We start from the raw sequence: 24423 nt of genomic DNA, 5'->3' as shown, positions 1-24423 counted from the left end.
TATGCAGAGACAACAGAGCTTCGGCACCGATGCCGACATCACAAATCTCATGGACCGACGTAAACGGATCGGCATGATCTGGAGGGCAGGCTTGCTCTTCTCCACCACCCTGGCCATCCTCTTTCTTGCCCTGCTGCTGTTTTCGGTACTGGACTCCTCCTTTGGCTATGTGGCCCTACGCAACGAGGTGGAGGTATCCTCCCTGGTCCCGGGCAAAAGAGCGATCGCCGAGCTGAGCCGCCAGGAACTGGAAGCAGTAGCAAAGGCCAATCTCTCAAAGGGTATCCTCAAACGGGTGGAATACGAAAAAAGCCTCGACAAGCGAACAGAACATGACCTGGAGGGGCTGCTGGAGCAGTATGTCATCAAGCCAACAGTACTGAAAACCTGGACATTGTCCGACTCGCTGTTCAGGACAAAGGCCATCCAGGAGTATGTAGAGGGCGAAAGCCGCTCCTACCTGACCTTCACCAGCTGGATAGACCCTCAGTTCATCACCAATGACCAGTCGGCCGACCCCTTGCATGCAGGCATCCGTACAGCCCTCTTAGGCTCGCTATGGATCATCCTCATCACCCTCCTCTTTGCCTTCCCCATCGGAGTCGGCTCGGCCATCTATCTGCAAGAGTATGCACAGGAGAACCGGTTCAACCGGATCTTGCAGCTGAACATCTTCAACCTCAGTGCAGTGCCTTCCATCATATATGGGTTGCTCGGGCTTGCCATCTTTGTCAGGGCTATGGAGAGCATCACCAGCGGAGCCCTGTTTACCGGCATTTCCGATGCAACGGCCAATGGACGGACCATCCTCTCCGGCGGGTTGACCCTGGCCCTGCTGGTGCTCCCGATCATCATCATCAACACCCAGGAAGCGCTGAAGGCAGTGCCTGCAACCCTGAGGATGAGCAGCTATGGCATCGGGGCAACCAAGTGGCAGACCATCTGGTACCAGGTGCTCCCCGCCTGCATCGACCGAATCCTCACCGGGACCATCCTCGCCGTTTCCCGGGCCCTCGGGGAGACCGCCCCGTTGGTCATAATCGGAGCCTCGACCTTCATCAGCGTCGACCCTTCCGGAATCTTCTCGAAATTCACTACCCTCCCGATCCAGATCTACCAATGGTCAGCCCGACCCCAGGGAGCGTATCGCAACATCGCAAGCGCCGCCATCATAGTCCTATTGGTCCTCCTTATGGTTATGAACAGTGCCGCTATCTACATACGGGATACCTTGTCCAAGAAAAAAAGGTGGGAATCATGAAAGCAAGCAATCTGGCAGAGGCCCTATACCAAGACACCGAGCCAACACCACTCGCCCAAGAGCAGAAACCGGTACTGGAACTGAGAAACGTCAACATCAGATATGGGACCTTCCTTGCAGTGAAGGCCGTCTCCATGGAAATCATGCAACAGCAGGTGACAGCCTTCATAGGCCCCTCAGGATGTGGAAAAAGTACCGTCCTGAGAAGCTTCAACAGGATGAACGACATGATCAGGGGGTCAACCATCACCGGCTCGGTCCTCTTCAACGACCACGACCTCTATGCCAAGGATGTCGACCCTGTCCTCGTTCGGAGGAGGATCGGGATGGTGTTCCAAAAACCCAACCCCTTCCCCAAGTCCATCTATGAGAACATCGCCTGGGGGGCCAGGATCAATGGCTTCAAGGGCGACTATGATGCATTGGTGGAGACGAGCCTCCGTTCAGCTGCCCTCTGGACGGAGGTAAAGGACAAACTCAAGCAGAACGCACTGAGCCTCAGTGGCGGACAGCAGCAGAGGCTGTGCATAGCCCGTACCATTGCAGTCCAGCCTGAGGTCATCCTCATGGACGAACCGGCATCGGCTCTGGACCCGATAGCCACCGGCCGCATCGAAGAGCTGATCCTGGAGCTGAAAAGCCGCTACACCATCATCATCGTGACGCACAACATGGGCCAGGCCTCCCGCATCTCCGACCAGACCGCATTCTTCATGGTCGATGAGAAGAGGACCGGCTATCTGCAGGAGTATGCCCCGACGGAACAGCTCTTCCTCAACCCTGTCCACAAGAAGACTGAAGAGTATATCTCAGGAAAATTCGGTTGATACACAAGGAGAATTTGCTATGGAACAAAAACAAGCCAGCACCCTGGATGAGAAGATGCGCTTCTACCAGGAGATGTTGATCCAGATGGTGAACCGGGTGGAGGAAGCAATCTACCAGGCCCAGCATGCGTTTCGCAACCATGACATCGCCTTGGCCAAGAAGGTCATGGCCGATGACTGGTTCATCGACCAACTGCAGGAGATGGTGGAGAATGACGGGGTGAGGCTTCTGGTAAGCGAAGCTCCCTACGGACACTATATGCGACACATTGTCGCAGGCCTCAAGATAGTCTCGAACCTCGAGCGCATGGGCGACCATGCCGCCCATATGGCAAAGATGGCCAGGGAAGAGGAGAATGAAGCGCTCATCCCCTTTGTCGAACGCATCAGTGAGATGGCCCTTCTCGGTGCTACGATGACACGTAAGGCCGTGGAAGCATTCATCGACGTGAAGGCAGAAAAGGCTATGGAGGTTGCGGCCTTGGATGACCAGATGGACAGGGCAAGGGATGCCCTGAACGCAGACCTGTTCAAGCTCAAGCCCGCAAATGCTGCAGAAATGGAACGGATACTGAACCTCTTCTACCTGACCAAGGAGATGGAGAGGTTTGGCGACCATGTGACAACCATCTGCCGTTGGATTGTCTATATGGAAAGAGGACAAAGGCCCAAGCTCAACGGAACCAAGGCCACAGCCCTTACGCTTTGATCATGAAGGATAGAGTGCGTTGCTTTTGGCAGCCATCTGGCTAAGCAGGGCAGAACCACGAGGCAGGTCGATGGAGAACTCACTGCCCTCGCCGACAGTGCTATCCACCGAGACACTGCCGCCATGGACAGCAGCGATGTGCTTGACGATCGAAAGGCCGAGGCCGGTGCCACCCTGGCTCCGGCTTCGCCCTGCATCCACCCGGTAGAACCGCTCGAAGATCTTCTGCTGGTCCTCCTTCGGGATCCCTATGCCCCGGTCCTTTACCGAGATATGGACCCTCTCTTCAGCCAGAGCAAAGGTAAGGACTACCTCAGAGCCAGCCTCTGAATAGGTAAGTGCATTGATGACCAGGTTTGTCAAAGCCTGCACCAGAAGCATCCCATTGCAATACAGTTCCAGGTTTTGTTCATTGATGAGCCTGATGGTGAGGGTACTTCCCTTTTCAGCGAACCGGTATTGGCACGCCTGTTGGGTCTCCTCCAGGATTTGGCTGGCAGCGGTCCAGGTCTTGATGGGAGAGGCATTCTGCTGTTCCAGGCTGGAAAGCAGAAGCAGGTCCTCGACGATATGCTGCATGCGTATTGCCTGGCGGTGGATGATGGTGGAGAAATGCTGAACATCCTCTACCTCTGCAGCTTCCAGCAGGGCCTCGGAGAAGCCCGCTATGGTGGTAATGGGGGTCTTCAGTTCATGGGAGACATTGGCAACGAACTCCTTGCGGATGTTCTCAAGGCGCCTGAGCTCGGTCATGTCGGTGATGGAAAGCACCACCCCTTCAGCTTTCCCTGCTCTGACTACCGGGGAGGCCAACATCCTCAAAGTCTTTGTCTTGCGCTTTCCCACCACCTGTGCAGTCTCCCCGAACAGATGCCCGAACTGTGCGATGGTCAGTGCATGTGGTTTGCCATCCTCAAGAGAGGCATTGCAAAGGCTGGTAACAGCAGAGGAGGTGATGACATAATCAAGCCGTTTGCCGACAAGGTCATCCCCTTCCGATTCGCTGAGTATGGCTATTGCCTCACAGTTGGCCACCTGGATGGCCAGAGCCATATCAAGAAGAAGGATGCCTTCGGACAGGCTCTCAAGGATGGTCTCCAGCTGGTTCCTGTCCGAAGCCACCACCTCCATCTTGGCCTTCAGCAGGCCTGCCATCTCCTGCATGGTGGCGGCAAGTTCGGTAAGTTCCTGGGGAGCTGTTACCGTAGTGTGCGCCTCAAGCTCGCCTAGGGCGTACCGTCTGGAAAGGGCCTTGATCTTCTCTAGCGGGCGGGTAAGCATCGTGATGCTGAAGGTCGTGATGCCAAAGGAGAGCAGCAGCAACAGGGCCACCCCTCCCAGGAAGAGGTCCTGGTAGGTCTGCTGGTAGCCTACCAGCTGGTTGAGAGTCCGCGAAAGCCTAAGGACGGCTATCGTAGGATGGGAATCGATGCGCACGGCATAGTAGAGCACAGGCAGGCCCTGTGTATCGCTTCTTCTCTCACGAGTGGCAAGCCCGTCATCCAAGGCAGATTGGACCTCCTCCCTCCACAGGTGGTTGTCCAGCCCTTCGATGGGAAACTCCGAATCGAAAAGCACGGTTCCTTCCCTGTCGATGAGGGTAAGGCGTGTGGAAGTCGACTCTGCATAGGCCTCAAAATGCCCTTCTACCCAAGGGGTGGAGGAGGAGCCGAGCAAGGTAGTGAGGTAGGTTGCATTGTTTTCCAACTCCGAATAGGTGGACTGCCTCAAGGTGGAGGAGAAGGCTGTGCTTGCGATCCAGACACTGCCAGCAAGGGAGAGGGTGAGGATCAAAACGGTAAGCAGTACCAGGCGGCTTCGGATGCTTCGCAGCCTCATGGCTTGTCCTGGTAGGAATACCCGATACCCCACACCGTCTTCACCATGGTGCCACCCTCACCCATCTTCTTGCGCAGGCTTGCAACCTGCACATCAATGGAGCGCTCGGTGACAGGGTAGTCATCACCACGCATGCCGCTAATCAACTGGTTGCGGGTAAACACCCTTCCCGGATGGGATGCTAGCAACACCAGAAGGTTGAACTCGGTTGCCGTGAGGTTCATCAACTCCTGCTGCAGTTTTGCCTCATGCCGTTCCAGGTCGATGGAGAGTTCCCCCAAGGAGATGGATGTTTCCTTTTCCGGTGCAACAGCAGTAGAGCGACGCAAAAGGGCCTTCACATTGGCAACCAGCACCTTGGGGCTGAAGGGCTTGGAAAGATAGTTGTCAGCCCCAAGTTCCAAGGCTGTGATGATGTCAGATTCATCGGTTCGTGCCGAAACGATGATGATAGGAAGCGCTGTGAGGTTCCAGCTGTAGCGGATGGTCTTCAGCACGTCGATCCCATTGACCAACGGCAGCATCAGGTCGAGCAGGACAAGGTCAGGGCTCTGGTTCTGGACAGCCGTCAGGGCAGCCTTGCCATTGCCGGCAAGCACCGTGTCATACCCTTCCTTCTCCAGGTGGTATTGGATCAGCTCCTGAATATCCGGTTCGTCCTCAACGATCAAAATAACGGCCTTTTCTCTCATGCTCCCATTCTACCGAAGTTTCGAGCAGAGAAACAAGGAAGGTGTTTTGAATTCACAGTTTTCTCACACTTTTGAGGGGTGCTCTGCACCAGATCCTTTCTTGCTGAACCCAAACTGGTGAGGAGATCCAGAGCAAACAGAGCTATCTGCCGTCATCCCCCTACTCCAAGCTCCACTTCCTTGCCCTCTTCAGGGCCTCTGTGATGGCAATCCAGTTATTGGCGGCGATGGCACTCTTGTCCAACATCCAGCTGCCTGTCATTGCCAGGATATGGGGATTGTCCAGGTAGCTTGCCATCTCCTCTTCCAGGATATGGCCTGCGACTATAAACTTGAGGTTGTGTTCGCTGCCCATCCTGTCGATGACAGGAAAGCCACCAAGCTTCTCAAAAGGATAGAAGCCGAGGACATCCAGATGCATCCTCTTGCAAAGCTCGCTATCGGTGGTGACAGGGAATATGGGAACCCTGTGCTGTTGGCAGAGCTTGACCATCTCATCGTCGAAGAGTGGGGAAAAGATGAACTTGGCACCCGCCTCAATGGCCTTTTCCGCCTGTTCGACGCTCTGTACGTTCCCACCCCCTACCAGGATGTCAGGGTAGTGCTTTGCAAGCTCATGTACCAGGAGCCTACCCTCCCCTATCTGTTGGGATACATTGACTACCTTCAGGCCGCTCTCGCGCAAGGCCTGGGCCAGAAGGGGCACCTGATGAACTGAAAGGGCCTTGGCCATCGGAATGCAACGAACTTGAGAGAGAAACTTAGTTGTGTGGTCCATATCTGTCTTGCCTCCTTGGCATCGCATACAAGCAGTGTACAACCTCCCCCTTCTGGGGTAAAGAAGCAATCAATACCCGAAGAACGAATCGCTTATGATCCTCTTAGCCCCTATCTTCAGGCTCTTCAGCAGGGCCTTGGTCGAGCGCACGTCTTTGGGAGAGCCCGAGACATAGTAGAAGGCGGACTGCCCATAGGTCAGGGCAACTGCAGTAAGGGCTTCCTGTAGCTCCTCTCCGTTGGGAACAAAGGTCAGCTTTATCAGCTTGTTCTTCTGGGCCAAGGCCTTGAACTCATCGGAGAACAGAGGGAAAGCTGGGCTGCTGTGGATGAGATGGATGGGCCTTGTTGTCTCATCCTGCATCGAATTGAGCAGGGAGCGCATCACAGGTATCCCTATTCCTGTGGCTATGAGTACCAGCGGGCTAGTCGAATCGCGAACGACAAAGTGGCCAAACGGACCACGGAGCCTTACAGTCTGTCCCAGCTGCATGGAGGTGAGCGCCCCTTTGAATTGGCTGGGATTGGCTGTGGCGCGACTGCCTATGAGGATCGTCCCTTCGCCAGGGGCGCTGGCAATGCTGAAGATCCTGAAGGGCCTGCCCTTGATCTTCTTGCCCGGCAGCGTGAAGATTCCATGCTGGCCAGCCTCCCACCCCATCGGGTTCTGAGCTCGCATGGTTACAAGGATGTACTCGTCAGCGACACGCGTTGCACTGAGAAACTGCAATTCATGGGTCCTGAACAACCCCTTGAAATGGCTCAGCTTCATTCAGCACCTCCATATGTGTACGTATGTACCATCATACGGCGGGCAGGAGGGGAATTCAATCCTCTTCAGCTTCAGGACAAAAGGCCCTTGCAACAAATGGTCACCTCCCAAAGCATCCATCCTCATTGCCGTCGACTTCTTGTAGGCATTCGTTATTTTACTTGACTTTACAGGTGAATCTGCCAAGACTAACTTATTGGGAAAGATTCTTGCTAAGGGGAACATGTGGACAGATGCAAAATGAACAGCCATACACCTCTGGTATTGTTGCTCCTTGGCCTATTGTTCCTTCATCAGACCCTCTTTGCCACAATAGCCCTGACTGAAGAGGAAAGGTCCTACATAGCCACCCGGGGCCCTGTACGGTCGATCTCGATAGACGGGTCGGGACCACTGCAATACACCGATTCACAAGGACAGATGCGGGGGATCGCATTCCAGATCCTGGATGAGATCAGCAACAGGACAGGTCTGAGCTTCGCAACTACGATGTATGGGCAAATAGTCCAGGTTGGGGCCGCCTTTACCGATGGGTCAGACATGATTTTCGGCCTGCCCGAACAGTATGCAAGGAAGGGGTATGTTCTCTCCATCCCCATGGTGCGATCGGAGACCATATTCTTTGCAAATACCTCCATACAACCCCAGGAGCTGCAAGGCAAACGGTTCGCCGCAGTCTACAAGAGCGTCCTACCTGAAGGCGTCTCCGAAGACCAGGCCCGATACTACGAATCGCTGCAGGAGGCCATCCTGGCAGTAAACTCTGGTTCTGCCGATTATGGCTACGGAAACCCCTTTTCCCTTGCATTCTATACCCTGCAATACGGACTGCGTAATATCTACACCATCCCCCAGGGAAGGGAGGAGAGGGCCTACAGGATCCTGTTCCTCAAGGATGACCCACTCCTGGTCTCCATCATCAACAAGGCTTTGGCCTCTTTCTCACCCCAGGAACTCCAGAATATGATACTTGAGGCTACCAGCCAGGTTGAACGGATCATCACCCCAGCCATGATCATGGATACCTATGGCGGGGAGATATTCACCCTCACCCTCGTCATCATACTCATCCTTGTTGCAGCGCTAACCCACATCCTTTTTTCTCGATCGAAACTCGACCTCGAGCAAAGGAAGTTCAAGGCGATAGCTGAGGTATCGAACGAGTACCTGTTCGAATATGAGGCAGTGCGCAAGCACCTGATCCTCTATGAGAGGTTCCGCACCCTGTTCACTTCCCCCTCGAGCCTGGAGAAGGCCAAGGAAACGCTAGCTACCCATCTGGCAACCTCTGAAGAGGGTTCGCTATTAGCCCTTGAGCTGCCCGATGGCACAACCGGCTACTTCAAGGTCTCGGCAACCAAAGTCCTCGTCCGCAAGAGGAATGCACAACTGTGGGTCGGGAAACTGCAGGACATCAGCAAGGAGACCGAAAGGCTAACCTATCTGGAGAACCTGGCCCAGCTCGATGGCCTGACAGGCCTGCTCAATGCAGCAACCACCCGCCGAATCATCGAGACCCGCCTCGAGCAAAAACATCTGGAAGAAATGGATGCATGCATCCTGTTCGACATCGATGACTTCAAGGCCGTCAACGACAAGTTGGGGCATCTGGCTGGGGATAAGGTCCTGCAGGCATTGGCTACCATCATGCTGGAGAACCCCTGTTCAAGCCAGGATATCCTTGGCAGGATAGGAGGGGATGAATTCTGCGCATACCTTGTTGGCATTCCCTCCCAAGAGGCAGCCCTACACTACTGCACAACCCTACTTGAGGCAGTCAGGACTACCTTGCATACGGAAGGGGTAACCATCAGCCTGGGATTTGCCATGGTGGTAGGGCCCCAGACATTTGAAAAACTCTATACCCAGGTTGACCAGGCTATGTACAGGGCAAAAGAAAACGGCAAGGACAGGATCGAGGTAGCCTCCCAAACCTAGGTATAGGGTGAGAAAAGGGAGCGAAAAATACCACGGTGTTTACACTTATGGCATTCCTGCCAGGATTTACCGTACAATAGTGCAAGTAATAGCAATAAAATTGAGGTAGCCTATAAGTTTTGAGTATTTTCCTTGAATATGTTGCAATCTGTTGTATTATTATCCAAGGAAAGCTAGGAAGCCACAACCCTTGCCCTGATGAGGGGTTAAGCAATACCCTAACAGCCAGTAAAGTAGTAGGATAGCAATAGATAGATACTTGGTTTCTCGCAAGAAGGAGTAAAGCAATGAACATAATAGGAAAGCCCCTGACAAGAGTCGATGCCAACGAGAAAGTCACGGGAAAGGCAAAATATACAGGAGACCTGGTAAGCCCACACGCCCTCATAGCAAAGGTCCTGCACAGCACCATTGCAAACGGGGTTGTCCTTTCCTTTGACCTTGAAGAGGCCTGGAAGGTACCAGGTGTGGTTGACATCGTCACCTGTTTTGAAGTACCCGACATCCAGTTTCCCACTGCCGGCCACCCCTGGTCGACAGAAAAGAAGCATCAGGACATTGCTGACAGGAAGCTCCTCAACACCAGGGTCCGTTTCTACGGGGATGACATCGCTGCAGTCATTGCTGAAGATGACATCGCCGCTGCCGAAGCACTGAGGAAGATCAAGGTAACCTACGAGGAGTACACCCCTGTATTCTCGGTAGAGGACGCGATGAAACCCGGTGCCACCACCATCCATGAGGAGAAGCCGAACAACGTGGTTGTCCACTCCTCCTATGAGGTCGGCTCCTTCGATGAGGCCATCAAGGAAGAGGGGCTCATCAAGGTCGAGGGCGACTATGATACCCCCTTCATCCAGCACTGCCACATCGAGAAGGCAAGCTCCTTTGCCTATATGGAGAGCGGGAAGATCGTCGTCGTAGCTGCGACCCAGATCCCCCACATCGTCAGACGTATCTGCTCCCAGGCCCTGGGTGTTGGATATGGTGACATCAGGATCATCAAACCCTACATAGGCGGTGGCTTCGGCAACCGTCAGGATGCCCTAACAGAACCCTTGAACGCATTCCTCACCACCCGGGTAGGAGGCCGTCAGGTCCGTCTGGAGTATACCAGGGAGGAGACCTTTGCCTGCACCAGGATACGCCATGCCATGAAGTTCCACATCGTCTCCTATGTACGCAAGGATGGCAGCTTCGCCGCACGCTCGATCGTAGCCTACTCCAACCAGGGGGCCTATGCATCACACGCCCACGCCCTGGTCGCCAATGCGGTCAACGGCTTTCGCATGATGTACCCGGTAGGGGCCATCAAGGGTGAGGCTTTTACCGTCTACACCAACCTGCCGACAGCCGGAGCCATGAGGGCCTACGGCATTCCCCAGATCGGCTTTGCCCTGGAATCCCATGTCGATGACATCATTGCAAAGACAGGCTTCGACCCCATCGTCTTCAGAAAGCAGAACATGATGAAACTTGGCTATGTCGACCCGATGACCACCATCACCTGCCACTCGACAGGACTGTCGGAGTGCATCGACATCGGTGAGAAGCACCTCGACTATACAAACAAGCGCAAGCTCTACGCCAAGCAGACCGGACCGGTGAGAAAAGGCGTGGGCATGGCCATCTTCTGCTACAAGACAGGGGTCTACCCCATCAGCCTGGAGACGGCGGCCAGCCGCATGGTCCTCAACCAGGACGGCTCGTTGCAGCTGCAGATGGGAGCCACCGAGATCGGCCAGGGTGCAGATACGGTATTTGCCATGATGGCAGCCGAGACAGTCGGCCTTACCATGGACAAGATCCACGTCGTCAGCCAACAGGATACCGACATCACCCCGTATGACACCGGAGCCTATGGTTCGAGACAGACCTACGTCTCGGGCATGGCCGTCAAGAAGACCGCTGAGGTATTCCGCCAGAGGCTGCTCAACTTCGCGGGCTTCATGCTGCACAAGGACCCATGGGACCTGGACATCAAGGACAACTTCATCGTCCACAAGAACAAGACCGAACGCCTGCTCTCCGTTGCCACGGTTGCTGAGGAGTCCTGCTACAGCCTGACCAACTCCGAGCACATATCGGCCGAGGAGAGCCACCACTGTTCGGACAACACCTACTCATTTGGCGTCTGCTTTGTCGAGATCGAGATCGACATCCCCATGTGCCAGATCAAGGTGCTGGACATCATCAACGTCCACGACTCGGGTACCATCATCAACCGCCAGACAGCTGAGGGACAGGTGCATGGAGGCATGAGCATGGGCCTGGGCTACGGACTGTACGAACACCTTGAGTTCGACCAGAAGACCGGACGCATGCTGAATGACAACATGCTTGACTACAAGCTCATGACGCCAATGGACACCCCAGAGCTTCATGTGGCCTTTGTGGAGACCGATGACCCGACGGGCCCCTATGGCAACAAGTCACTCGGAGAACCCCCAACCATTCCTGTAGCACCAGCCATCAGGAACGCCTTGCTCAACGCAACAGGCGTCGCAGTAAACTCAATCCCTCTCAATCCTGAGAAACTGTTCTTCGCCAGCAGGGACGCTGGACTCATACAATAAAGGAAGACGAGCATGTACGATTTCAAAAACCTATATGAACCAACATCAGTCGAAGAAGCTCTGAAGCTCAAAAAGGAACACCCCGAGGCACTCATCCTTGCCGGAGGAAGCGATATCCTCATCCAGATCCGCGAAGGCAAGCTTGCAGGGTGTGACCTCCTCAACATCTATGGCCTTGATGCCCTGCGGGGCATCTGCATGGAAGAGGACGGCTCGCTTTTGATCAGGCCCCTCGCCAGCTTCACCGACATCACGATGCACCCTCTCATCAAAAAGCATATCCCTGTCCTGGGCGAAGCGGTCGAACAGATCGGGGGCCCCCAGGTCAGGAACATCGGGACCATCGGGGGAAACATCTGCAACGGCGTTACCAGCGCTGACTCGGCAGGGACCCTCAAGGCCTACGACGCTGTGCTTGAGATTGCCAGCATCGACGGCACCAGGATCCTGCCCTATGCTGACTTCAACCTCAAGCCAGGCAAGGTCGACCTGCGCCCAGGGGAAATACTCACCGGCATCCGCATACCCAAGGCGAGCTGGGAGAACACCTATGGCGATTTCATCAAGTACGCGATGAGAAAGGCGATGGACATCGCTACCCTCAGCTGTTCGGTAAATGTCAGGCTCTCCTCTGACAAGAAGAAGATAGAGAGACTGCGCATCGCCTTCGGCGTTGCAGCCCCTACCCCCATCAGGGCCTTTACCGCAGAGAAGAGCGCAGAGGGCCACGCCCTCAATGAAGGGCTGCTCAAGAAGATCAGCGAAGGCGTATTGGCAGACGTCATGCCAAGAACCAGCTGGAGGGCCTCCAAGGAGTTTAGGCTCCATCTGGTAGAAGAGCTCGCAAGACGGGCCACCATCGCATCGATTGAGAAGGCAGGAGGAAAGATCAATGGCTAAGAAAACCATACCCTGTACCGTAAACGGTAAGAAACGAGAATATACAGTGGACATCCGCTCCTCCCTCTCCGACATGCTCAGAGGGCAGGAGGGGCTGGACAGCATCAAGCACGGCTGCGATGTAGGTGAGTGCGGAGCATGCACCGTCCTCATCGACGGCAAGCCCTTCAACTCCTGCATCTACCTTGCAGTATGGGCCGAGGGAAAGACCATCCTCACCCTTGAGGGTCTTTCGGACAAGAAGGGAGCGATCTCGGACATCCAGCAGGCCTTCATCGATGAAGGGGCAGTGCAGTGTGGATTCTGCACCCCAGGCTTCATCATGGCATCGGTGCCCATCATCAACAGTGAAGAACCAACCAGCAGGGATGACATCCGCAAGCAGGTTGCAGGAAATCTCTGCCGATGCACGGGCTATGAAAAGATCATCAATGCGATCGAGAAGACCCAGCACAAGAGGATTGAGGAAAAGAAGGCCAAATAGCAGGTATTTTCCAGAGGGTCCCTGATCATCTAATCACAACAAGCCCTGCCGCTCCCTGATCCCAGAGAGCGGCAGAACTTTGTACCAATGCAGATACAGAAGGGCCTATACCTACACCCCTACAGAGTATGTACCATCCCCCGCGGAAAGGCTCGCCCCCTCCCATTTCTGTCCTGGGAACCAACGCTGACACTGAAGCTCGTCACAGGGAAACCCAAGATGGTGCATGCCTTCCTCTGACGGATGAACTCAGTGACCACCCTCCGTATCTCCCTCTCGGCAAAAGGGGTGAACCTAGGCACTGGATGCTCCCTCCAATGGACAGTGCAAGGTTCCACCATCTGCTCCTCGTTGGTGATATCGGAGCTCTGCAACATGGGAAACCTGATGTACACACTCCCGATTGGGAATTCTGCCGCCCCTTCGTAGAGGGCAAAGCCCACACTATATTTGCTATATCCTGCCATTCCTGAGCAAAAACCCAAAGGGTAGATCTCAAACTCAGCCCTATACGCCGTATTGTCGATCACATATTCCTCACTGATGAGGTGTTTGTCAAACTTCATGCGTGTTTCATATTTCATGCTATATCTCCTACCTATTCTTTCTGAGGCCATAGTGCATGGACCATGATCTATGGCTCTTGTCGGGTATTTCAACCATGAACTGTGTAGCCTATGGTTGCACCTCTCCCTTGCCCATTTTCCCACGGGTCGTGAGGGCACAAGGATCAATGCCTACGCTTGTAGGTCCAAGGTTCCTGATCATTCGTTCTTTTTGGATGATGGCTAGGAACACCTCATGGCTGACCTCCTGTACGCACAGGAAGGCCCACAAAGAAGGGAGAGGATCGAAAGGTTGCATGTGTTTTACCGTACCAAGACATGTCGGGCTCCTATTTAGCGATTTGTTTTTCGACGCTGCAAGTTGGCTTGTAAATCACGTCGTTAGCCAAAGTATAGGGACCAGAAACTACATCTGTCAAGCGATTGGGACCTGTCAGCTCTGCAAAACCTTGCGAGCGCTCCCCTTGTGTGATACCGTTTCCTGTATCATTTCAAGCTTCGGTGCAAGGTGGTGACATGATGTGGTCGATACTTCCTATCCTTATGTTGTTCGTATTGGGTTTCCTCCTTCAGAGGTCTGGAAGCTTCTCCGCTTCCGCCATAGCCGGCATCAAGCGGGTCGTCTCCGACCTTGCCCTCCCTGCCCTGATGTTCCAGGCCTTCTCCACAGTGGAGATCGAAGGGCGGTACCTCTTGCTGGTTGCAACCATCTTCCTGCTCTGCCTGGTCATGCTCCTGCTTGGCAAGGCCCTTGCAAAACCCCTTGGGATATCCTCCCCCTATTTCCCCCTCATGATGGGCGGCTTTGAGATGGGGATGCTCGGCTATGCCCTCTTCATCTCCGTCTATGGAAGCGAGAACATCGGCAAGCTGGCCTTGGTCGACATGGGCCAGGTAGTGTTCGTCTTCTTCGTACTCATCGCCTTCCTCATCAAGGAGAGGGACGGGGTGCACAACAGGGCGGTCCTGCTGCGGCAGTTCATCACCTCGCCGGTGATCATCGCCATCTTTTTGGGCATCGCCGTGAGCCTGTTCGGCAAGAACGTCGAGCCCAACCCTCTCCTTGGTGCCATAGGAGAGTTCATAGCCCTGCTCGCCAACCTGACCGTCCCACTCATAGCCATCTCCATCGGCTATGGGATCCATTTCAGGAAAGAGGGATTGGCCCTGGCCCTGAAGACCATCCTTGCCAGGAGGGTCCTGCTGCTCCTCTTTGCCCTGGCCATCAACCACTGGCTCGTAGGAGGGTTGCTAGGCATGCCGAGCATCTACCGCTACGCAGTGCTGGTGATGTGCCTCACCCCGCCACCTTTCATCATCACCATCTTCATGAAGGCAGGGGACAAAGCGAATGCCGATTATGTCGACAGCACCCTCTCGATGGACACCCTTGCCTCCATCCTCCTGGTGATGGCGGCAACTGCAATCTATGTATAACATCTACTTACGAAAAGGAGAACTCTCATGAGAATTGCAATATATGGGGCAGGTTCCTTGGGAACCATCCTTGGAGCCTATCTCGCAAAACAAGGGGTTGATGTCGACCTCATCACCCGAAACAAGGCCCATGTCGCAGCCCTACAGGCCAACGGGGCCAAGGTTGTGGGAAAGGTCGCTTTTTCCGTTCCCGTCAAAGCCCTGTTGCCGTCAGAAATGCAAGGAACGTACGACCTCATCTTCCTCTTGACCAAACAGACGGAGAACCACTCGGTAGCCCTCTTCCTCAAGGACTACCTCGACCCCAAGGGCATGCTCTGCACCATGCAAAACGGACTGCCTGAACCAGGTCTTGCAGAGGTCCTGGGCAAGGGGCGGGTTGCAGGGTGCACCATCGGCTGGGGCTCCACCCTACAGGGGGCCGGAGTTGCGGAGCTGACAAGCGAACCCGACAGCCTCACCTTTGACCTGGGGATGGTGGAGGGGTACAACCAACAGGCACTGGAGACGATCGCAGAGATACTTCGGAACATGGGGATTGTTACGATAGACAGGAACTTCCTCGGTGCACGGTGGTCAAAGCTATTGATCAATACCGCATTCAGCGGCATGGGAACGGTTGTGGGTGGCACCTATGGGGACATCACCGCCAACAAGGAGGCAAGGGCCCTGGTGCAGAGGATCATGAAGGAGTGCATCGACACGGCCAAGGCTTCAGGGGTAACGATCGAGCCGGTGCAGGGAAAGGATATCGTCAAGCTGTTCGACTACTCGGGCCCCGTCAAGAAATGGTTCGCCTTCCACCTTATCCCGATAGCCATGAAAAAGCATAGGGCAATACGCCCCAGCATGCTCCAGGACATTGAGAAGGACAAACCCTGCGAGGTAGGGGCCATCAACGGAGTACTCAGCCAGCAGGCGAGGAAGGTCAATGTCCCCACCCCCATAAACGATAGGGTGATCGATATCATCGCCCGGATCGAGGCCAAGGAGCTTCGCCCAGAGATGGCAAACCTGAAGCTCTTCCCCTAATGGGTCTGCCCTACCGGTCGCGCCTTTCTCCGTCGGAGAGAAAACAATATCCGACTGGTTCCCTTGACAATCGGAACCAGAAAGCCATACGTTCAGAGGTAGGGAATTCCAAGTTCCCTGGACATCCATAAGGAAACGTACCCATGGCAAAAATCTACCCTGACCTCTATCAGTTTACCGAACTGTTGCAGCCCATAAGGCTCTCAGTCCACCAGTACCTCTTGCTTACCGAAGAGCCTGCCCTTATCCAGACAGGAGCCATTACACAGGCCCAGGCGACCCTGCCCCAGATACAGAAGCTGCTTGGCGGAAAGTCGCTCAAGTACATTCTCATATCACATTTCGAATCAGACGAATGCGGAGGGCTGGCTGTAGTGCTGAAGGCGTATCCTGAGGCAGTTCCCGTCTGCTCGGAAATCACAGCTCGCCAGCTCTGGGGCTTCGGGCTTGCACAGAAGGTCATCATCAAGAAACCGGGGGAACGGCTATCGGGAAACGATTTTACATTTACAACCATAGCCTACCCCTCCGAGATGCATATGTGGGAAGGCGTCCTTTTCCTAGAAGAAAAGCGTGGCATCCTCTTTACCAGCGACCTGATGTTCCAGATGGGTGAAACCCAGGGAATAGTTGTTGAGAGCAGCTGGAAAGAGGCTATACAGGCTAGCGGGGCCGACCAGCTCCCAAACCTTGCGATGCAGACCAAGATGGTGGAAGACCTGAAGGGTTTGCACCCCTCCTTTGTTGCCTCCGGCCATGGACCCTGCATCAAGATCATCAACTGAAACCTATCTCCACCGCCTCAGGTTCCCCATACGATCGAGTATGGGGACCTGCCCTGTAGCCCCTGATTGCTACATGCACAGCTCGAGCTTCCGGCTGTCCCACACCAATACCTCATTCCTTCACTACAGAGCCCAAAAGGCCATTTCCCTAGGGATTTTCCGGGTTTCCAATGCACCCATTTTTCCCCTTTTCTGCAAGGCAACCCTCTGCTGTACAGAGCCATCCTGACAGGGAATTCCTACTACAGATTTGCTATTTCAATGGGGGAATACCGAAAAAAACCAGAGCTAAAATGAGGGTTCACCCTAACTTGTAAACGTTTACAATTTTTCTTGACAACCCACATTTTACATGTAATGATTTGTCTATAGGGGTTTAGCAGGCATACCCAACAGGATACTGGAGAAACTGGAATACAAGTTGCAACGACTATACGAGGGGGGGTGGCTTTGAACAATATTGTGTTGTCAATGAAAGCCATAGACAAGCGCTTTTCCGGCGTTCATGCTCTGAAACAGGTAGATTTCGACCTTAGGGAGGGAGAGATCCATGCCCTGGTTGGTGAAAATGGAGCTGGAAAATCAACACTCATGAAAGCCCTTACGGGGATCTTTCCCAAGGATTCCGGTGAGATTCACTATATGGGCAAGCTGTTCAATCCACACAGCCCCAAGCAAGCCCTCAATGCAGGGATTGCCATCGTCCACCAGGAACTGAACATGATGGACCACCTCAGCGTGGCACAGAACCTGTTCATAGGTCGGGAATCGACCAAGCTCAACGGCCTGCTCCTCGACGAGAAGGAACAGAACCGGAAGGCAAAGCAACTGCTGGCAAAGCTGAACATGAACATCGATGTCGAACTCAAGCTTGGCAGGCTTACCGTAGGCAAGCAGCAGATGGTCGAGATAGCCAAGGCGGTGAGCTACAACCTCAAGGTCCTCATCCTCGACGAACCTACAGCAGCCCTCACCGATGCCGAGATCGAGGACCTCTTTACCATCATGCGCGACCTAGCCTCCAAGGGTGTGGCGATGATCTACATCTCCCACCGCCTCGATGAGATCGGGGTGATATCCGACCGCATCACCGTCCTCCGGGACGGAGAACTCGTAGGGACGAGGAATACCAGCGAACTGACCAAGGAAGAGATGATCAACATGATGGTCGGACGGGTCATCTATGAGCAGCCCAAAAGCAAGAGCAACGTAGCCTCCGACGCCCCCGAGGTGCTGAGGGTAACCAACCTCAATGCAGGGGAGCAGGTCAAGGATGTGAGCTTCTGCCTCCATAAGGGTGAGATCCTGGGGTTTGCAGGCTTGATGGGAGCCGGAAGGACTGAGACCATGCGCGCCCTCTATGGGGAAGACGAGGCTACAGGCACCATTGAGGTCAATGGCAAGAAGGTTTTGATAAACACCCCGATGGACGCGGTGAAACTGGGTATCGGCTACCTCTCCGAGGACCGCAAGCGCTACGGCCTTGCCACCAAGCTATCGGTTATAGAGAACTCGGTGATGGCCTCCTATATGGAGCTATCCCCTTCCTTCCTGCTCAATGAGAAGGCTCTGGCAAGCGAGACAAGAAAATATGTGCAGAAACTCTCCATCAAGACTCCGTCGATGGACCAGTATGTCCGCAACCTTTCGGGCGGGAACCAGCAGAAGGTGGTCATCGCGAAGTGGTTGATTAAGAACAGTTCCATCCTCATCTTCGACGAACCGACTAGGGGAATCGATGTCGGGGCAAAGAGCGAGATCTATGCCCTGATGAATGAGCTGGTGAAGGAAGGCAAGTCCATCATCATGATCAGCTCGGAACTGGGAGAGGTCTTGCGTATGAGTGACCGTGTCGTGGTAATGAACGAAGGCAGGATCACCGGCATCCTCGACATCGAGGATGCGACCCAAGAGAAGATCATGGCTCTTGCAACACGTTACAAATAGGAGTTTGGCAACTATGGATACAATTGAGAATGTTGAACTAAGAGAAACTAAGAGTATCATCAACATGCAGAAGCTACTGGCTCCCCTGGCCTTGATAATCATCTACGCCTTTTTCTCAATATTCGGAAGGAACTTCCTCTCCTTCACCACCCTGGTCAATATCCTCGACTCCTCCTACTACATCGGCTTCATCGCCATCGGGGTTACCTTTGTCATCATAACAGGGGGCATTGACCTGAGTTGCGGTACCGTCATGATGGCTGCTGCCATCATCGGTGGAACGGCGTACAAGACCTGGCTCTGGCCTATGTGGCTCTCCTTGCTGCTGATTCTCTTTGTCGGAACAGCCTTCGGTTTCCTCAATGGCATCCTGATCTCCCGCCTGAAGCTTCCCCCGTTCATAGCCACCCTCGGCACCCAGATGATAAGCCTGGGCATTGGCTCGATCGTCTCCAACGTACGTAGCGCTACCTTCCCCGCCCGTGGGGCCCCGGACAGCTGGTTCAAGAGCATCTTCAAGTTCATAACAGTCGACAACTCCTCGATACCTACCGGTGCCATTGTCCTCTTCATTACCGCATTTCTGGCGTACATCCTTTTGAACAAGACCAAGATGGGGCGCTATATATTCGCCATCGGGTCGAACAAGGATGCAGCCAGGCTCTCCGGTGTTGACGTACAGAAATGGGAGATGATGGCCTATGTGGTCGGAGGCTTCACCGCTGGAATCGGCGGTATCGCCTTTGCCGCGGTCTACACCACCGTCATGCCTGCCCAGGGCGCCGGCTTTGAGCTCTACGCAATAGCAGGGGCGGTCATCGGAGGCACTTCCCTTTCCGGTGGTGCAGGCTCAATCTTCGGTACCATGATAGGTGTCTACATCATGAGCGTGTTGCGCTCGGGCCTCCCTTCGATGGACCTACAGGCCCAGTACCAGACCTTCTTTACCGGAATTGTAGTCATCGGGGCAGTGCTCCTGGACATCTACAGAAACAAGAAGGCTTCAGAGGTAAAGATGCTGACCCCTGCAGACCAGTTCAAACAGGAGAGGCTGCAAGCCATCGAGCAGCACAAGCAAAAACTCGTCCAGGAGACAGATCCTCACAAAAAGGCTGCCATCAGGGGTGAGATCCAAAAGATCAAGAGCGACATGCAAGCTACCTATAAATCAATGAGGAAGGAGGAGAAGGAACAACGAGCACGTCTTGCTCTTGAAGAAAAGGAGTTCCAAATGACGATTCAGGATAAATAGCCCTGTTTTGTCAAGACAAAGTGAGAATATCCGAAGGCGTATGCCCTCGGGAGAACGTAGGAGGTTCACATGAAAAAGAGTTTGGTTTTACTACTGGCTTTAATTGTTCTTGCATCCTTTGCACCAATTTTTGCCCAGGCCACACAAGAGAGCGGCAAGCCCTACATCGCAGTTGTTTCCAAGGGCGAGCAGCATGACTTCTGGCAGCAGGTTAAGTTGGGCGCAAACGCCGCAGCTAAACAGTATGGCGTAGACATCACCTTCGAAGGCCCCCCATCGGAAAGCGATGTGCAGATTCAGGTAGAGATGCTGAACAACGCCATGGCCAAGAACCCTGTAGCAATTGCATTGGCAGCCCTCAACACAAGCAGCGTGCTTGACCAGTTGCAGGAAACCAAGGCAAAAGGTATTCCAGTAATCGGTTTTGACTCTGGCGTACCCGAAGCTCCAGCAGGCTCAATCTGGGCAACTGCTTCCACCGACAACTACAATGCAGCCGGTATGGCCGCAAAGAAGATGTTCGAGATCATCAAGCCAGCAATCGAGAGCGCTACTGATGCAAAACCTGTTAAGATCGTAGTCATGAACCAGGATGCATCCGGCGAATCCCTTCTGAGCCGTGGAAAAGGCTTCCGCGACACCATCATCCAGCTCATCACAACCCAGACAAAACTTACCAAGAACGACATCAAGGTAATGGGTAACGTTGGCTACATCGCTTCTGACAGCCCCACCATGGGCAAGAAAGTCCTCATCGAGATGGTCGTTCCCGCTTCAACAGCCATGACTGATGCTACCAACTCCGCACAGGCTGTATTGAACAAAATCGCTTCTGACCATGTCCTGGGAATCTTCTGCTCCAATGAAGCTACCGTCAAGGGCCTGCTTGCAGCAACCAATGATGGCGCAACACTGAAGTCAAACGCAGCATTCAAAGACGTGGTCGTAATTGGCTACGATGCTGGTGCTGGTCAGAAGAACGCAGTACGCAACAGCTACTTCCTTGGCTCCATCACCCAGGATCCGTATTCGATCGGATTCAAGGCTGTCGAGCTTGCCTACAAGGCATACAAGGGCGAAAAAGTCAGCGACGTTGATACCGGTGCAAAGTTCTATGACAAGACCAACATGGACAATGCCGACATCAAGGGCCTGCTCTACGACTAAGCGTTGTGTGAAAGAGTAATCCAGAGGTAGGGGGCCACGTGTGAAACCATGGTCCCCTACCCTTTTTTTACGGGTAAGGAGAGTTGGCAGTGAAACATGACGATCAGAACCCTGTCACCATCAGGGAAGTTGCCAAGGAGTCTGGCGTTTCCATAGCCACTGTCTCGAGGGTCCTCAACGACTCCGAATCAGTGACAGCCAAAACACGCACCAAGGTGTGTGAAGCCATGGTCATGTTGGGCTATAACCGCAATGCTGTTGCCCGTTCGCTGAAAATCAGAAAAACCAAGACCATAGGTATCATTGCCCCGGAACTTTCCAACACATTCTTCATGGAGATACTTGAGGCCATGGAGAGCATCTTCGCCCGCAAGGAGTATACCATGGTGGTATGCTCATCCAACAACTCGGTCGAGGAGGAGCGCAAGAAGCTCCAGGTCCTGATAGAACGCACCGTGGATGCCCTGGTCATCATCCCTGTCAGCGATGAGGGAAGACACCTCAGGCATACTGGCCTGGACCACATCCCCCTGGTCATCCTGGATAGGCAGATCCCCAGCCTGAATACCGACACGGTGTGCACAGACAATGGCTATGGTGTTCGCATTGTGATGCAGAAGCTGTTGGAGGAAGGGTTCACGCGAATAGGGTTTCTGGGCGGCTCCCTCACCATCCCGACAGCCAAGGAACGCTACCTGGGGTATCTGGAAAGCATGCACAGGGCAAACCTTCCTGTAGAGGAAGCCTTCGTCTGCACTGAAGGGGCGATGGACCAGAGACGTGGCTTCTCCATCATGCAGAAGTTCATGCAAGACCCCGACCACCCCCAGGCTTTCTTCATTGCCAACGACATGCTCCACCTTGGGGCGACATCCTTCCTGATGGAAGCCTACACAACAAAGACCAGACCCCACCTGGTATTTGCAAGCTTTGACCATCTCTACTACTCCTCACTGCTGCAGCTCTGCCACTATGCCGTCTGCCAACCCCTGGAACAGATAGGCAAGTCGGTTGCAACCCTGCTCCTTCGCCGTCTGGAGGGTGACTGGTCAGACTTTCCCCGCCTGATCGTCCATAGGCCCGAGATAAAGGTGATGGTAGCCAATGGGGGGATTCAGGGCATAGTCCAGAGCCCTGACAGGTAAACAACCATACCCTTTGCCTTACAAACATTTCCTTGCCAAGGCCGAGTGATAGTTGCTACAATGTAGGCATGAATCGAAAAGGAGATACATCTATGGATATTTTTACAATTGCAATTCAATTGGAGCAGGAAGGGGCAAAGTTCTACGAAGACCTTGCAACCAAAGCTTCAACAAAAGGCTTCATATCAATCTTTACCATATTGGCTAATGACGAAAAGAAACATGAGAAGCTCTTTACTTCCCTACAGAAAAATTCCAAACCGATAATGGTCTCTACAACGGTTTCAGAAGAGGCAAAAGCCATATTCAAGAATTTCAAGACAGAGGACTACCTGGTGGAAGCACCCCAGGTCAGCATGTATGAGAAGGCCTTGGAGATCGAGCAGAAGAGCATCGACCTCTACTCCTCAAGCCTTGCATCCTTGGAAGATGATGCTGCCCGCGATATCGTCAAAAAGATCATAGCTGAAGAGAAGAAGCACTTCGAGACCCTTGAGGAACTGGTAACCATGGTCAGACGCCCGCACAGATGGGTCGAAGATGCCGAGTTCGGCGTACGCAAGGACTACTAGAGTAGCTTGCATCTGCAAAAAAGGTACTATCTTTCACCCGAAGGATGGTACCTTTTTTCCTTTGGATCGTCACTGACCTTCCGGTTTCTCATAAAATTCACAACGCTCCTTGAATTCGCATTTGGCGCATGCAGTGCCTGGACACTGCTGAAAATCATGGTCGATGCCCTCAAGCTGCTCGACATGCCAGGAGAGGTCTCCTATGAGCTCCTGGACAGCCTTCAGATGCTGGATCTCCTTGCTCAGGAGTCTCCGGTACTGCTTGAGCAGCTCCAGACGACGCTTCTGGCCGGTAGAGTCCTCATTGCCCAACCGTATGATCTGGGCAATCTCATCCAGGGTAAGGCCATAGCGCTTCAGCTGGATGATGCGGTTCAGGTATACCAGATCCTCATCGGTGTAATACCGCTGCCCACCATCCTGCCTGTCCTGGGTCTTCAACAACCCAAGGCTCTCATAGTACCTCACGGTTCGGGCGGTGACACCTGCCTTTCTGGCAAGTTCGCCGATCCTGTATCGATTTGGACTCACGCGCTTCCTTCTCTTTGCCCTTTCCGGACTACCTCAAGAAGTATCATGGATGGCAAGCCAACACAAGCCTCAGGCCGCCAATTTGCCGAAAATGGAATTTTCTTGACAGCTAGGTTTCTCAGTCCCACACTATGGACAGAGAGCAAAGCTAACGTGAAACGTCAAGTTATACAGAAGCGAGGTAGCCCATGCAAAGAGCGTACATCACAGAACCTGGACACATGGAGATACGGGAGGGTGAACGTCCACTACCCAAGGCCCATGAGCTCTTGGTCAAGGTCGCCTATTGCGGGATATGCACCCTGGAACAGCGCCTCTTTCTGGGGAAACGTACCATCTACTACCCCATCATCCCAGGCCATGAAGCCTCAGGGACTGTGGTTGCGATCGGATCCGATGTAGTGTCCAACCATTGCATAGGGGACCACGTTGCCCTCGACCTGGTCACCCGCTGCCATATCTGCCCACCATGCCTCTCGGGAAACAGCAATCTCTGCGAGATGCGTCATCGCAAGGAGCAGTCAGTGCTGGGGGCCTTCTCCGAATATATGACAGTAAAGCCGGACCAGGCCCATCTGCTTCCCAAGGAGCTACCACTGGAGCATGCCGCCTTCACTGAACCGCTGGCGTGCTGCATCCGTTCCCTAGGGAAGGTGCGCCTCGAGGCAGGAGAGACCATCCTTATCCTTGGGGCGGGGACGATGGGGCTGTTGCACATGAAGCTTGCCCAGGCCATGGGGGCCAGGGCCATTGTCTGTGACATCATCGCCGAACGGCTGGACTTTGCTCGCAAGCTTGGCTCCTACGCAGCCATCGATGGCTCTGACCCCATACGTTTTCATCAGGAGATACAGGCTCTCACCACTGGGCGCGGAGTCGATTGCTGCATCATAACCTCCCCCGCAGCCCAAGCATCGGTCCTGGCCTTCCAAAGCCTTGCACCTGCTGGCAGGCTCAACATCTTCACCTCCTATGACGACAAGCCACCGTTCCCCATCGACATGAATACCGTGCACAGGAGCGAATTCCAGATCACCGGGTCTGAAGGGAGAAGCGAACTTGATTTCAGCCAGGCTGTGAGGGTATTATCGAATCATACCATCGAGGTCGGACAGCTCATCAGCAAAATCTACCCATTGGCTGACGTAGAAGATGCGATGGCAGCGGCCCTTGAAAAGGCAAGCTACCGAATCTTGATACACATGGAGTAAGCA

General features: G+C 53.9%; 22 protein-coding genes and 1 riboswitch. Of the genes, 16 read left to right on the top strand and 6 right to left on the bottom strand.

Translation table 11 applies throughout. The features are described 5' to 3' along the window. The first annotated feature begins 1 nt into the window (after position 1). From pstA to phoU, 3 genes are read left to right on the top strand one after another with little or no spacing between them, the layout of a single operon-like run. Positions 2-1261, top strand: coding sequence for a phosphate ABC transporter permease PstA (gene pstA, locus ROJ03_RS01155; protein WP_313725148.1), 1260 nt, complete (start codon positions 2-4; stop codon positions 1259-1261). Beyond that, entirely contained in the window at positions 1258-2088 is an 831-nt protein-coding gene (pstB, locus tag ROJ03_RS01150; RefSeq protein WP_313725147.1) for a phosphate ABC transporter ATP-binding protein PstB, read from the top strand. The genes pstA and pstB overlap by 4 nt, the downstream gene beginning before the upstream one ends. Positions 2089-2107: 19 nt before the next feature. After that, positions 2108-2797, top strand: coding sequence for a phosphate signaling complex protein PhoU (phoU, locus tag ROJ03_RS01145; RefSeq protein WP_313725146.1), 690 nt, complete (start codon positions 2108-2110; stop codon positions 2795-2797). Here phoU and ROJ03_RS01140 read toward each other — a convergent pair whose 3' ends face one another. The 4 genes from ROJ03_RS01140 to ROJ03_RS01125 all read right to left on the bottom strand — a co-directional run bounded on the left by ROJ03_RS01140 (position 2798) and on the right by ROJ03_RS01125 (position 6877). Beyond that, positions 2798-4636: an ATP-binding protein gene (locus ROJ03_RS01140; RefSeq protein WP_313725145.1), complete on the bottom strand. Its 1839-nt coding sequence runs from the start codon at positions 4634-4636 to the stop codon at positions 2798-2800. It abuts the gene before it with no gap. Beyond that, positions 4633-5328, bottom strand: a complete 696-nt coding sequence (locus ROJ03_RS01135; protein WP_313725144.1) for a response regulator transcription factor — start codon at positions 5326-5328, stop codon at positions 4633-4635. The genes ROJ03_RS01140 and ROJ03_RS01135 overlap by 4 nt, the downstream gene beginning before the upstream one ends. A 160-nt stretch (positions 5329-5488) precedes the next feature. Continuing rightward, positions 5489-6106, bottom strand: a complete 618-nt coding sequence (locus ROJ03_RS01130) for a hypothetical protein (protein ID WP_313725143.1) — start codon at positions 6104-6106, stop codon at positions 5489-5491. A gap of 69 nt (positions 6107-6175) precedes the next feature. After that, entirely contained in the window at positions 6176-6877 is a 702-nt protein-coding gene (locus ROJ03_RS01125; protein ID WP_313725142.1) for an FAD-dependent oxidoreductase, read from the bottom strand. Between the two features lie 225 nt (positions 6878-7102). Here ROJ03_RS01125 and ROJ03_RS01120 point away from each other — a divergent pair, with 225 nt between their 5' ends. From ROJ03_RS01120 to xdhC, 4 genes are all read left to right on the top strand, one after another. Continuing rightward, the gene (locus ROJ03_RS01120) at positions 7103-8815 is read left to right on the top strand and encodes a GGDEF domain-containing protein (RefSeq protein ID WP_313725141.1); all 1713 of its coding nucleotides are present in this window, start codon (positions 7103-7105) and stop codon (positions 8813-8815) included. Positions 8816-9102: 287 nt separating this feature from the next. Beyond that, on the top strand, positions 9103-11391 hold the full coding sequence (gene xdhA, locus ROJ03_RS01115) for a xanthine dehydrogenase subunit XdhA (protein WP_313725140.1): 2289 nt from the start codon (positions 9103-9105) through the stop codon (positions 11389-11391). 12 nt (positions 11392-11403) lie between these two features. Beyond that, positions 11404-12291 carry a xanthine dehydrogenase subunit XdhB gene (xdhB, locus tag ROJ03_RS01110; protein ID WP_313725139.1) on the top strand — a complete coding sequence of 296 codons (888 nt, stop codon included), beginning with the start codon at positions 11404-11406 and terminating at the stop codon, positions 12289-12291. Beyond that, positions 12284-12775 carry a xanthine dehydrogenase subunit XdhC gene (xdhC, locus tag ROJ03_RS01105; RefSeq protein WP_313725138.1) on the top strand — a complete coding sequence of 164 codons (492 nt, stop codon included), beginning with the start codon at positions 12284-12286 and terminating at the stop codon, positions 12773-12775. The genes xdhB and xdhC overlap by 8 nt, the downstream gene beginning before the upstream one ends. 119 nt (positions 12776-12894) lie before the next feature. Here xdhC and ROJ03_RS01100 read toward each other — a convergent pair whose 3' ends face one another. Further along, entirely contained in the window at positions 12895-13359 is a 465-nt protein-coding gene (locus ROJ03_RS01100; RefSeq protein ID WP_313725137.1) for a hypothetical protein, read from the bottom strand. A 294-nt stretch (positions 13360-13653) separates the two neighbouring features. Continuing rightward, a riboswitch (SAM riboswitch) is annotated at positions 13654-13731 on the bottom strand. Positions 13732-13857: 126 nt separating this feature from the next. Between ROJ03_RS01100 and ROJ03_RS01095 the strand changes: the two genes are divergently transcribed. The 8 genes from ROJ03_RS01095 (at position 13858) to ROJ03_RS01060 (ending at position 22678) form a co-directional block, all read left to right on the top strand. Next, positions 13858-14778 (top strand): AEC family transporter, encoded by a 921-nt coding sequence (locus ROJ03_RS01095; protein ID WP_313725136.1) that lies wholly within the window; start codon positions 13858-13860, stop codon positions 14776-14778. Between the two features lie 27 nt (positions 14779-14805). Next, positions 14806-15810, top strand: a complete 1005-nt coding sequence (locus ROJ03_RS01090) for a ketopantoate reductase family protein (protein ID WP_313725135.1) — start codon at positions 14806-14808, stop codon at positions 15808-15810. A 143-nt stretch (positions 15811-15953) separates the two neighbouring features. Then, the gene (locus ROJ03_RS01085) at positions 15954-16595 is read left to right on the top strand and encodes a hypothetical protein (protein WP_313725134.1); all 642 of its coding nucleotides are present in this window, start codon (positions 15954-15956) and stop codon (positions 16593-16595) included. A 471-nt stretch (positions 16596-17066) separates the two neighbouring features. Then, complete coding sequence (locus ROJ03_RS01080; protein WP_313725133.1) at positions 17067-18542, top strand: sugar ABC transporter ATP-binding protein; 1476 nt, start codon at positions 17067-17069, stop codon at positions 18540-18542. 64 nt (positions 18543-18606) lie between these two features. Beyond that, on the top strand, positions 18607-19794 hold the full coding sequence (locus ROJ03_RS01075; protein WP_313725132.1) for an ABC transporter permease: 1188 nt from the start codon (positions 18607-18609) through the stop codon (positions 19792-19794). A 69-nt stretch (positions 19795-19863) separates the two neighbouring features. After that, the gene (locus tag ROJ03_RS01070; protein ID WP_313725131.1) at positions 19864-20961 is read left to right on the top strand and encodes an ABC transporter substrate-binding protein; all 1098 of its coding nucleotides are present in this window, start codon (positions 19864-19866) and stop codon (positions 20959-20961) included. Between the two features lie 89 nt (positions 20962-21050). Continuing rightward, a complete protein-coding gene (locus ROJ03_RS01065; RefSeq protein WP_313725130.1) occupies positions 21051-22106 on the top strand; it encodes a LacI family DNA-binding transcriptional regulator in 1056 nt (351 codons plus the stop codon). Positions 22107-22198: 92 nt separating this feature from the next. Continuing rightward, a complete protein-coding gene (locus ROJ03_RS01060) occupies positions 22199-22678 on the top strand; it encodes a ferritin family protein (RefSeq protein ID WP_313725129.1) in 480 nt (159 codons plus the stop codon). A gap of 69 nt (positions 22679-22747) precedes the next feature. On the opposite strand, the gene ROJ03_RS01055 is transcribed toward ROJ03_RS01060, so the two are convergent. Beyond that, the gene (locus ROJ03_RS01055; protein ID WP_313725128.1) at positions 22748-23209 is read right to left on the bottom strand and encodes a MerR family transcriptional regulator; all 462 of its coding nucleotides are present in this window, start codon (positions 23207-23209) and stop codon (positions 22748-22750) included. A gap of 188 nt (positions 23210-23397) precedes the next feature. Here ROJ03_RS01055 and ROJ03_RS01050 point away from each other — a divergent pair, with 188 nt between their 5' ends. Continuing rightward, complete coding sequence (locus tag ROJ03_RS01050; RefSeq protein ID WP_313725127.1) at positions 23398-24420, top strand: alcohol dehydrogenase catalytic domain-containing protein; 1023 nt, start codon at positions 23398-23400, stop codon at positions 24418-24420. Positions 24421-24423: the final 3 nt, after the last annotated feature.

This window comes from Sphaerochaeta sp. PS (assembly GCF_032144095.1).
Taxonomy (GTDB): domain Bacteria; phylum Spirochaetota; class Spirochaetia; order Sphaerochaetales; family Sphaerochaetaceae; genus Sphaerochaeta.
Note: the sequence above shows the minus strand (reverse complement) of the source record. Positions and strands in the feature narration are given on the sequence as shown.